Here is a 10582-nt window from a genome sequence, read left to right on the forward strand (position 1 = left end):
GCGCCCGAAGGGACCGCCGCGAAGACCGCTGCGGTCCTCCGGCAGGGGCTCGATTTCGGTGACGAAGCGGGCTTTGTCGAGCTTGAGCGGCGCAAGTTCGGCCTGAACGGCGGCGTCGAGCAGCGCGGCAGTCGCGCGTCGCTTTTCGGAGAGCGCGTCGGCGGCGCGGGCGTAAACCGCGCCGAATTCGGCGGCGGCCTTGCGCGCAGCGGCCAGGTCTTCCTCGCCGGTTTCGATGCGGCCGAGATCCTCCCGGAAGCGGGCATGAACAGCAGGCAGGTCGTTCACCGACACGCGATATTTGCGGGCGACCGCACGCAGCCGGAAAAGCCGCTCCTCAATCGCTTCGACATTGTCGCCGCTCTCGCCGCGAAGCTGCGCTTCCACCAGTTCGCGCGCTTCCTCCGCCTCGATCAGCACGCGTTCCAGCGCCGACTGGATCGGCTTCAAAGCATCGGGGATGTTCGGTGTACGCTCCAGACGGCGGAGCGCGGCGCTGAGTTTCGCGGCCGGGAATTGCGGCGCGTTGAGTGCGTCCGCGATGTCTTCGAGATCGGCGCGTGCCTTTTGCGCGGCGACGATTGACGCGCGTCGGGTCGCGAGGTCGTCTTCCTCGCCCGGCTGCGGTGCGAGTTGGTTCAGCTCTTCGCAGGCCGCCGTGAGATAGTCCTTTTCGCGCTCCGCTACTGCGAGCGCCTTCTCAAGCTCGTCGACGGCTTTGTTCTTCTCGCGCCACGCCTCCCATAGCCGCGAAACGTCCTGCACCTCGCCGATGAGACCGCCGAACTGGTCGAGCAGATGGCGGTGTGTGGCAGGATCGAGCAGCGCGCGGTCGTCGTGCTGGCCGTGTATTTCGACGAGCATCTTGCCGAGTTGCTTCAGAAGGCCGGTCGAAACCGGGCGGTCGTTGATGAAGGCCTTCGTGCGGCCGTCCTCACCCTGCACGCGGCGGAGGATCAGCGTGTCCTCGCTGTCGAAGCCTTGCTCAGCCAAAAGTGCCATCGCGGGGTGCGCGTCGTTGAGGTCGAAGGACGCCGTGACGCTCGCGCTGGTCGCCCCGCGCCGCACGAGACCGCCATCGCCGCGCGCACCGAGCGCGAGACTCAAGCTGTCGAGGATGATGGATTTACCCGCGCCGGTCTCACCCGTGAATACGGTGAAGCCCTTCTCGAAACCGAGATCGAGCTTATCGATAAGAACGATGTCGCGGATCGACAGGGCCACAAGCATGCCGCTTCCTTACGCGATTCTCGACGCGTTGGCATCCGCGTCCTGCTCCGCGCGCGTCAGCCGATATGCTCGATGAGGATCGTAGCGCCGATGACGCAGAGCGCAAGCCCCGCCACCACTTCGGTCATGCGCCCGAATCGTTCACCGATCATGCGCCCCAGCATCATGCCCGCCGACGACATGAGGAAAGTGGCGAGGCCGATTGCGATGGCAATGATGGTGATATCCACGTCGAGGATTGCGAGCGATACGCCGACGGCCATGGCGTCGATGCTGGTGCCGATTGCGGCGGCGACAATCAGCAGGAAGGACTGCGCGACAGCGGGCCGTTCTTCTTCGTGCGCGAACAAGGCGAGCCAGAGCATGCGAAGGCCGACGCCCGCCAGCAGCGTGAACGCGATCCAGTGGTCCCACGCCTGCACGTAGCTGCTGGCTGCCATGCCAGCCCCCCAGCCGATGACCGGCGTCAGCGCTTCCACGGTGCCGAAGATGAAGCCGGTGCGGAGCACTTCGCGCAGGCGCGGCTCCTTGCAGGCGGCTCCGCGCGCGAGCGAAACCGCAAAGGCGTCGACGGACATTGTGAAAGCAAGCACGGTTATGGCAGTCGGGGTCACGATGATTTCCAAAAAGAAATGCGCCGCAATGCGCTGAAGCGCAAACGGCGCGAATCGGGTTGGTGCGTTTCCGCTGAGTGGCGCGGTGCGCCGGCTTTCTTCGCCGTGCCGACGCAAAAAGCATCATGCCACCGAAGACGGCTTATCCTTAAGCCGCCCCGATGGCAGATGTCAAAACTTAGGCAGTGCTATAAAATTGAGCTTAGCCTGCAACGCTGCCGACTGTGCGCTTCCACGCGTGGCTGATCCACGAGCCGGAATCTTCGCGCGGCGCGGTGCCGCCGGACTGTAGAAGCGCGTAAGCGTCCTTGTACCACGGGCTGTCGGGGAAGTTATGCCCCAGCACCGCCGCAGCCGTCTGCGCCTCGTTCACGATGCCGAGCGCCATGTAGCATTCCGTCAGACGCATGAGCGCCTCTTCCACGTGCGTCGTCTGCTGGTAGTCCGTGACGACCGTCTTGAATCGATTCACCGCGCCGAGATAGTTGCCCTTCTTCTGCCAGTAGCGGCCGACATTCATTTCGGATGCCGCGAGCGTGTCGCGGGCAAGCTTGATGCGTCGTTTCGCGTCCTCGGAATAGCGGCTATCCGGATAGCGGCTGATGAGCGTTTCGAGTTCGGCGATGGCCTTCTTCGTTTCGCCCTGATCGCGCGTCGGCCCGGAGATGCGCTCGAAATACGAACTGGCAATGATTTCCTGCGCCAGCGCCGCTTCCTTGGAGCCGGGATGCAGCGCGAGGAAGCGACGAGCGGCGGCCACCGCTTCGGGGCCTTTGCCAGCCTTTTGATAGGCGTATGCCGCCATCAGCGTCGATTTCTTGGCTTCTTCCGAATAGGGGTAAAGCTGGTCGATGCGCTCGAACAACTCGGCGGCCTTGTTGTTTTTGCCCTGGCCGAGGAGGTCGTCGGCCTCTTTATAGATCTGGTCCGGTGGACGCTGATCGAGCTGCGTCGACTCCGAGCTCGAAAACATCGATCCCATCGACCCGCAGCCACCAAGTGAACTGCTCAGCGTCGTCGCGAGAATCACCGCTGCGAGAGTTTGCCCGATCGATCGCAATCCCATCGTCCTTGCTCCAGGCCCCGTATTTCGAGTTCGAGCAGCACTGCGCGACTCGGTTTCCCTTATCGTTACGTTCATGTACGGCCAAAAGCCGCAAAATGATGGTGAAATGCGGAGTTTTTCAGTCAAAGCTTTTGCGCTGGGGAAAGTTGTCGGCGCCGCGTGTAGAATTTGCCACCGCAGCATCAGGCAAAAACGCCTGCCTTATAACGCAAAATGGCCGGGACGAGCCCGGCCATTCACCAGATGGAGCCGATCAGGCGTTTTCAGGCGCAAAGTTCGGGGTCGCGAAAGCAATGCCGAAATCGGCGCGCGGCGAAACATAGTGGCGGCGCGTCTTGTCGGCGGCTTCGACGACGGTCCACGCATCGCGGTTCTCGTAAAGCGCGTGCAGCATCATCGAGTTGAGCTTGTGGCTCGGGCGCTTCGAGCGATACAGGCCGAGGATCGCGGCACCTGCGAGAGCGAAATCGCCAACGGCGTCGAGCGTCTTGTGGCGAACGAACTCGTCCGGGTAGCGCAGCCCTTCCGGGTTCAGGATGCGATCCTCACCGATCGCGACAGTGTTTTCGAGCGACGATCCAAGCGCGCGCCCGGCGGCCCAAAGCTGCTTCACGTCCTTCATGAAACCGAAGGTGCGCGCACGGCTCAGGTGCTTCTTGAAGGAGGCTGGCGTCACGTCGAGGTCGATGCGCTGGCGGCCGATCAGCGGCGTGGGGAAATCGATTTCGATATCGAGGCGGAAGCCGTCATAGGGGAAGATTTCGCCGATGGAGCCGCCATCCGTCACCGCGACGGGGCGGAGAATCTTGATGTAGCGGCGTGCTTCGTCGAGTTCGCGAACGCCCGCTTCTTCGATGGCCGCCACGAACGGTTCCGCGCTGCCGTCGAGGATCGGCAGTTCGTTGCCGTCAACCTCGATATCCGCATTGTCGATGCCCATTCCGCGCAGCGCCGAGAGCAGATGCTCCACGGTGGCGACGGAGGCGCCGTCGGCGCCGCTGATCACGGTGCAGAGGGTCAGATTGGTCACGGAGCGGAAATCGCCGGGGACGTGGCCCGCGTTCTTTCCGCCGGAAACGTAGAAATTATAGCCCGAGTTGGCCTCGGCCGGGTGGAGGATCAGCGATACTTCCGCGCCACTGTGCACGCCCGCCCCTTTCAGGACGATATCGCGCTCAAGAGTGGTCTGCCTGTTCGAATAGCTTCGAAAGCTCATAAGAGTGCGCCGTTCTTTTGTGCCACGGTGCCTTCCTTTGCCGAAGGAAAGCACCCCCCATCGTGTGCCGGACGATGCCCAATGGCTTCTATGCGAGCATCGGTAGCTACACGCTACTCTTGGGCCGGCGGTCTGCCGGTACGCACGCGAAAGCTCAATTACATCCGACTGCGACATAGTTAGCCGGGCGACTCGGGGCGCTTCAAATCACGCTTTTTAACAGTCTGTTACGGGTAGGGCCTTTGGCTCGACACAACCAAAAACGGCGCTTGAGCGAGTGTCAAAGCGCCGTACGCGGAGGTTGTGAAGGACTGCCTGCGATCAGGAGGCCGGTTTCCTGAAAAACTTAGGAATATCAATAGCTTCATCGCTGTTATGACGAGCAGCGCCAGGGTCGCTTTCCATGTCGTCGCTAGCATCATCATGGCTTGCGCCATTCCGATGCCCTTGTTCCGCCACAGTTTTTTCATGATTGGAACGTGGCTGAAGAGCAACAGATTTGGTCTGCGACGGGGTGCTTGCCTTCGCGACGTTGCGATCCCGGCCCGCCATCCAGTCGAAAAAGCCGCGAGGCTTGCCGGAACTTCGATTCGAGGCCCCATTGTTGCCCGCGCCGTCGGTCTGTCCGAGTTCCGGGAAATCAGAAAAAGTGAGTGGACGACGCGGCGCGCGCGCGGTCTTCGCGGGAGGCACCGGCTCGAAACGCTGACCATTATCCGCCGGAGCGGGCGGCGCGACGTCATCACCGCCGCGTCTGCCTTTCGGTTCAAGCACGACGCGCCGATCCTGCGCCTGTCGCGCGGGCTGCTCGCGCAATCCGCCGAACGGCGCACGGCGCGGCGCTTCCTGCTGGGCGGACTGCATGCGCTCGGCAAGCCCTCCATCCTTTTCCACGGGAGGCGGCGGCGCAATGTGATGGGGCGCGATGCCGGAGTGAATGCCCGTCGCGACCACGGATACGCGCAGCCTGTTCTGAAGCGACTGGTCGAACGTCGCGCCGACGATGATGTTCACGTCCGGGTTTTCCTCCGGATCGACCTCGCGGCGGATGCGGGATGCGGCCTCTTCCACCTCGTACAGCGTCATGTCGAAACTGCCGGTGATGCTGACGAGCAGCCCCTTCGCGCCGCGCATCGACACTTCGCCGAGCAGCGGATTGGAAATCGCGGCTTCCGCCGCCTGAAGCGCGCGTTTTTCGCCTTCGGCCTCGCCCGTGCCCATGAGCGCGGTGCCCATGTTCTGCATGACGGTGCGCACGTCGGCGAAGTCGAGGTTGATCAACCCTTCCTTAACCATAAGATCGGTGATGCAGGACACCCCCGAGCGCAGCACGTCGTCGGCGCGCGAGAAGGCGTCCGCGAAGGTGGTGCGCTCGCTCGCGACGAGGAACAGGTTCTGGTTCGGGATGACGATCAGCGTATCGACATGTTGCGCGAGGCCCGCAATACCGGCATCGGCCGTGCGCATGCGGCGCTGGCCTTCGAACTCGAACGGCTTCGTCACCACCGCGACCGTGAGCACGCCCAGTTCCTTCGCCGTGCGCGCGATTATCGGGGCCGCGCCCGTGCCCGTGCCGCCGCCCATGCCCGCCGTGATGAACAGGAGATGCACGCCGTCGAGATGGGAGCGGATTTCCTCGATGGCTTCCTCGGCCGCAGCCGCGCCGATCTCCGGCCGCGAGCCCGCGCCGAGGCCCTCGGTGATGCCGATGCCCATCTGAATGGTGGTGTAAGCGCCGGACGACGCGAGCGCCTGCGCGTCCGTGTTCGCGGCGATGAATTCCACGCCTTCGAGCCCGGCTTCGACCATGTTGTTCACAGCGTTGCCGCCAGCGCCGCCCACGCCAATGACCGTGATGCGCGGCCGCAACTCCGTCAGGCCAGGAAGTTGCAGGTTAATTCCCATGGCAGCCTCGTCAGCTTCCCCTTCGGACGTCGCGAAATGCTCGCCCGCTCATATGCGACGACCGATTGCGCGGATAACTTTCACAAAAAGCTTGTCCGCAGCCATTGGCCGATTCGCGACGCGTAGCTACTGTCTTGAGACGGCAACTCAGGCGCATAAGGCATTTCGCCCGCGGACTGGTGCCGACTTGCATACAGACATCCCCCCACGAGCGCACTCAACACGTTCCCCGCGTTGAGACCGTTCAAGGTCATGGGCCTCGCGGTTCTGACCTCCGCCGCGAACAGATGCGAAGCAAGCTCGCGGATGCCCGGTAGCAGGCTGCCGCCGCCCGTCAGCACAGCGCCCCCATTCGGAACAGAGTATCCTGCACCTTTTAACCGTTCATTAACGGCCTTGAGGTGCTCCGATGCCCTCGATCGAATGATACGATTAAGGGAAAATTTGGACACCGGCTCTCCGGTGTCGCCATTCTGGACGGGCAGGTCGATGTCGGCCTGCAAATTGTCGTAGACGCTGCCATATCGGACCTTGAGCCGTTCCGCCTCGAATTTGCGCAGCGAGAATGCCTGCGCGATCTCCTCCGACACCGTCTGGCCGCCGAAATTCAGGCTTTCCAGGAACATCGGCACACCGTGATGGAACAGCGCGACTCCCGTCGCCTGCGCGCCCATGTCGATGACCAGAACGCCCGACATGCGTTCGAGCGCGTTCGTCACGCTCAGCGCCGAGGCGAGCGGCCCAGCCAGAACGCTGCGCACGTTCAGCAGGCTTTTGCCGAACGAAGTCTCAAGCTGGCGCTGCACGCGAATCGGCATCGAGATGGCGATCACGTCGGTTTCGGCCGCCCATGGCGCGTGGCCCGCGAGCGCCGCCTCCGCGCCCGCTTCGCCCGACGACGTGAAAAGATGCAGGAGCTTTCGCTGTGTCCGCGCGCAGTGTTCGTCTGCGGCCGCCGAGATGGCCTCGACGTCCTCACGCCCGAGGCCCGCATGCCCGAGCTTCGCCTCGAACACCTCCGCGATAAGCCCCGCAAACTGTCCCGTGACGAGCACGTCTTCCACGGTCACGCCAGCCTGCGTTTCCGCCTGGCCGACCGCGCGACGAATGCTTGTCTCGATGGCCGCGAGGTTGGCGATGCGGCCGCCGGTTATGCCGGACGATCGCACGATGGAGCTGCCGATCACGCGGATGTTGCGCGAGCCGACGTCGAAACCGAAGCGCGGCGATGACAGCAGGACGACCGCGCACGCGACCTTCTGTGCGCCAAGGTCAACCACGGTGATGATGTCGTCTCGTCCCTTGAACGGCCATAACCGCGACGGACCGCGCGAGGCCTGCCGCCGTTCGTCCGTCATAAGGCCTTGCCCCTTCTCGGCGGCATGGCCGGTTGCGACACGGGGGCGGAGGTCAAAAGCGCGATGGCTTTGTCGCGATTAGCCGTGGTTGGCTCCCGCAATTGCAGGATCGTGCGATGCGTGAGTCGCAGATCGATGGTGTCGAGGGCCATTTCCGCAATCTTCGAGTTGGCGAGTACCGATTCAAGTTTAGAGAGAGTTAACTCGCCCACCTTGCGCGGAAGTTTCAGGGTGACGCCGCTGTCAAGCTTGACCTGCCAAAAACGCTCGGCGACGAAGCTCGCCTCGGCCACGCGGGAACGGATGGTCTCGCGGTCGGCGAGCGATTCGATGAACGCCGCCGCTTCGGCTGGCGCGCCCTCGCCCGAGAAAAGCAGGAGCGTTTCGAACTGCCCTTCGGACGGCCCGAGCACGCGGCCCTCGCGGTCGACCACCTGAACGACGCCCGCCGCATCCTTCCAGCGCGCATAGGGCTCGCGCTCCGTCAGCACCACCTCAAGGCGCGAGGGCAGCACGCGACGCACCTCGGCGGTCTTGATCCAGCCGAGCGCGATCAGGCGGTCGTGCGCCTCGGCCGCGTCGTAGGACAGGGAGGAATGTTCGAAGGGAAGTTGCAGCGCCTTCAGCAGCGTTTCCTTCGGCGTGTTGTCAGAGCCGGAAACGGCGAGGTCTTCGAGCCGGAAACCGGCGTCGTAGGCGGCCTTGTCGGCGAAGGTGGACACCTCGTCGAACAGCGATTTCGTGGCGCCCGACAGATAGAGGCCGTAGATCGCGGTCGCGACCAGAAACACCATGCTGACGACGAAGCCCGCGCGCGCGGCGCGATCCGCATGCGCCAACTCGAATCGAAAAAGGGACGGCGCCGCAGCGGCATCCTTACCCGGTTGCGCCGCCCCGATCCCTGGGCCTTTCGCGCTAACCGTACCCGAAACTAACGATTGCAAGAGGCGTTCTCCACAATCCACCGCACAAGTTCACCAAACGACAATCCAGCGTGGGCAGCGAGTTCCGGAACGAGCGATGTCGCGGTCATGCCCGGCTGGGTATTGACCTCAAGACAAACAAGCTCGCCCGTGCCTTCCGGCCGATCGTCCAAACGGAAATCGGCCCGGCTTACGCCCCGGCAGCCCAACGCGTGGTGCGCGTCGACCGCCATTTTCTGAATATTTTCGTAAATTTCCGGTGAAAGTCGTGCTGGCAGAATGTGGTAGGAGCCTCCTTTTGCGTATTTTGCTTCGTAATCGTAGAAAACGAGCCCCTCGGCGGGCTTGATTTCGATGATGCCGAGCGCGCGATCGCCAAGAACGGCGCATGTCAGCTCGCGCCCCGCGACATAGCGCTCGACGAGGACGTCGCCATGCGTCCAGTCGGCGCGCGTCAGTTCTTGCGGCGGATGCTCGTAATCGTTGCGCACGATGAACACGCCGACGCTCGACCCCTCGCACACGGGCTTGACGACATAGGGCGGCGGCAGCAGATGGCGCTGCGCGGCCTTGGCCGGGGAAGCGACGACGCCCGCCGCCACGGGCACGCCCGCCGCCTTCATCGCGACCTTGGCGCGCGCCTTGTCCATCGCCAGCGCTGACGCCAGCACGCCCGAATGCGTGTACGGAATTTCGAGCGTCTCAAGGATGCCCTGAATGCAGCCGTCCTCGCCCCATTTGCCGTGCAGTGCGTTAAAGCAGGCGTCGGGCCTCAGCGCGGCGAGCCGGTCGGCGATGTCGCGGCCAACGTCGATGCGCGTGACGCGATAGCCTTGCGCTTCGAGCGCGCCCGCACACGCCTCGCCCGAATTCAGCGAAACCTCGCGCTCCGAGGACCAGCCGCCCATCAGCACGGCGATATGGTGAAAGCTTGTCATTCGGCGGCCGCCAGCGCTGCGCTCGTCGGCGCGGGCACGCCGATGCGCTTGATTTCCCAGTCGAGCATGATGCCCGTCTTCTCGAACACGCGCTTTCGCACGGTCTCGCCCAGCGTCTCGATATCGGTGGCTGTGGCGTTCTGGTCGTTGATGAGGAAGTTGCAGTGCATCTCCGACATATGCGCGCCGCCGACGCGGAAGCCCCGGCAGCCCGCCTCGTCGATAAGCCGCCACGCGCTCTTGCCGGGCGGGTTCTTGAACGTGGAACCGCCGGTGCGGCTCTTGATCGGCTGGTTCGCCTCGCGATATTCGGCCACGCACTGCATCTGGCGTTCGATCTCGGCCGGGTCGCCGGGAACGCCCTCGAAGACGGCGCGGGTGAAGATCTGATCGTCCGGCACGCCGCAATGGCGGTAGGTGAAGCCCATCCCGGCGTTGTCGTAGACATGTACAGCGCCGCTGCGGTCCACCGCGCGCGCCTCAACGAGCACGTCCTTCGTTTCGCCGCCATGCGCGCCCGCGTTCATACGCAGCGCCCCGCCCACGGTGCCCGGAATGCCGCGATAAAAGGCGAGCTTCGCGATGCCCGCCTGCGCCGCCGCCTGCGCGAGCCGCACGTCTGGCACCGCCGCGCCCACGCGGATGCGCGCGCCGCCGAGCGGTTCGATATCGTTGAAGCCGCGCCCGAGCCGGATCACCACGCCGGGCACGCCGCCGTCGCGCACGAGAAGGTTGGAGCCGACGCCCACCGCCATCACGGGGATGTCCGCCGGACAGCGCGCGAGGAAATAGGCGAGGTCTTCTTCGTCGGCAGGCTTGAACAGCACCTGCGCGGGGCCGCCGACGCGTAGCCACGTCAATTCGCTCATCGACGCGTTCGGCAGGAGCTTGCCGCGAAGTTCCGGCGCGTCGGCCAGAAGCGCTGCTGCGATGTCTTGGAACACGGCCTTACTCCGCCGCGCCAGCAAAGGCCGGATAATGATTCAGCTTTTCGGCAAGCGCGCGCGCCCATTCCGAGATCGTGCCCGCGCCGAGCGTAAGCACGAGATCGCCGGGCTGGGCGACCGCCGCCAGCGTCGAAACCAGCGTGTCCTCGCCATCGACGGGATAAATGCGGGCGTGCCCCTGCTGGCGCAGTCCTTCGACCAGCGTATCGCGGTCGATGCCGTTGGGCTGCTCCCCGGCCGAATAGACCGGCGTTACGACCACCGTATCCGCATCCGCGAAGCAGGCGCAGAACTCGCCAAATAGCGACTGGAGTCGCGAATAACGATGCGGCTGCACAACGGCGATCACGCGGCCCCGTGCGGCCCCGCGCGCGGCGCTGAGCAC

Annotated in this window: 10 protein-coding genes; all 10 read right to left on the reverse strand. The window is 64.2% G+C overall.

What is annotated here, in order from left to right:
• Nucleotides 1–1230 (reverse strand): DNA repair protein RecN (locus T281_RS13575; RefSeq protein WP_052037492.1); only part of this gene is annotated, 1230 nt, incomplete at its 3' end.
• A 56-nt stretch (nucleotides 1231–1286) separates the two neighbouring features.
• The gene (locus T281_RS13580) at nucleotides 1287–1844 is read right to left on the reverse strand and encodes a manganese efflux pump MntP (protein ID WP_037240161.1); all 558 of its coding nucleotides are present in this window, start codon (nucleotides 1842–1844) and stop codon (nucleotides 1287–1289) included.
• A 202-nt stretch (nucleotides 1845–2046) separates the two neighbouring features.
• Nucleotides 2047–2910, reverse strand: coding sequence for an outer membrane protein assembly factor BamD (locus T281_RS13585; protein ID WP_037240139.1), 864 nt, complete (start codon nucleotides 2908–2910; stop codon nucleotides 2047–2049).
• Nucleotides 2911–3163: 253 nt separating this feature from the next.
• A complete protein-coding gene (gene lpxC, locus T281_RS13590) occupies nucleotides 3164–4126 on the reverse strand; it encodes a UDP-3-O-acyl-N-acetylglucosamine deacetylase (protein ID WP_037240164.1) in 963 nt (320 codons plus the stop codon).
• Nucleotides 4127–4447: 321 nt separating this feature from the next.
• Nucleotides 4448–6031 carry a cell division protein FtsZ gene (gene ftsZ / locus T281_RS13595; protein WP_037240142.1) on the reverse strand — a complete coding sequence of 528 codons (1584 nt, stop codon included), beginning with the start codon at nucleotides 6029–6031 and terminating at the stop codon, nucleotides 4448–4450.
• An 80-nt stretch (nucleotides 6032–6111) separates the two neighbouring features.
• A complete protein-coding gene (locus T281_RS13600) occupies nucleotides 6112–7389 on the reverse strand; it encodes a cell division protein FtsA (protein ID WP_037240145.1) in 1278 nt (425 codons plus the stop codon).
• Nucleotides 7386–8228 carry a cell division protein FtsQ/DivIB gene (locus T281_RS13605; RefSeq protein WP_037240147.1) on the reverse strand — a complete coding sequence of 281 codons (843 nt, stop codon included), beginning with the start codon at nucleotides 8226–8228 and terminating at the stop codon, nucleotides 7386–7388. Before T281_RS13605 ends, T281_RS13600 begins: the two co-directional genes overlap by 4 nt.
• 92 nt (nucleotides 8229–8320) lie before the next feature.
• Entirely contained in the window at nucleotides 8321–9250 is a 930-nt protein-coding gene (locus T281_RS13610) for a D-alanine--D-alanine ligase (protein ID WP_037240150.1), read from the reverse strand.
• Entirely contained in the window at nucleotides 9247–10194 is a 948-nt protein-coding gene (murB, locus tag T281_RS13615) for a UDP-N-acetylmuramate dehydrogenase (protein WP_037240153.1), read from the reverse strand. The genes T281_RS13610 and murB overlap by 4 nt, the downstream gene beginning before the upstream one ends.
• A gap of 4 nt (nucleotides 10195–10198) precedes the next feature.
• On the reverse strand, nucleotides 10199–10582 hold a 384-nt coding region (locus tag T281_RS13620; protein WP_276324643.1), incomplete at its 5' end, for a glutamate ligase domain-containing protein.

Origin of the sequence: Rhodomicrobium udaipurense JA643 (genome assembly GCF_000636015.1) — a bacterium.
Classification (GTDB): domain Bacteria; phylum Pseudomonadota; class Alphaproteobacteria; order Rhizobiales; family Rhodomicrobiaceae; genus Rhodomicrobium; species Rhodomicrobium udaipurense.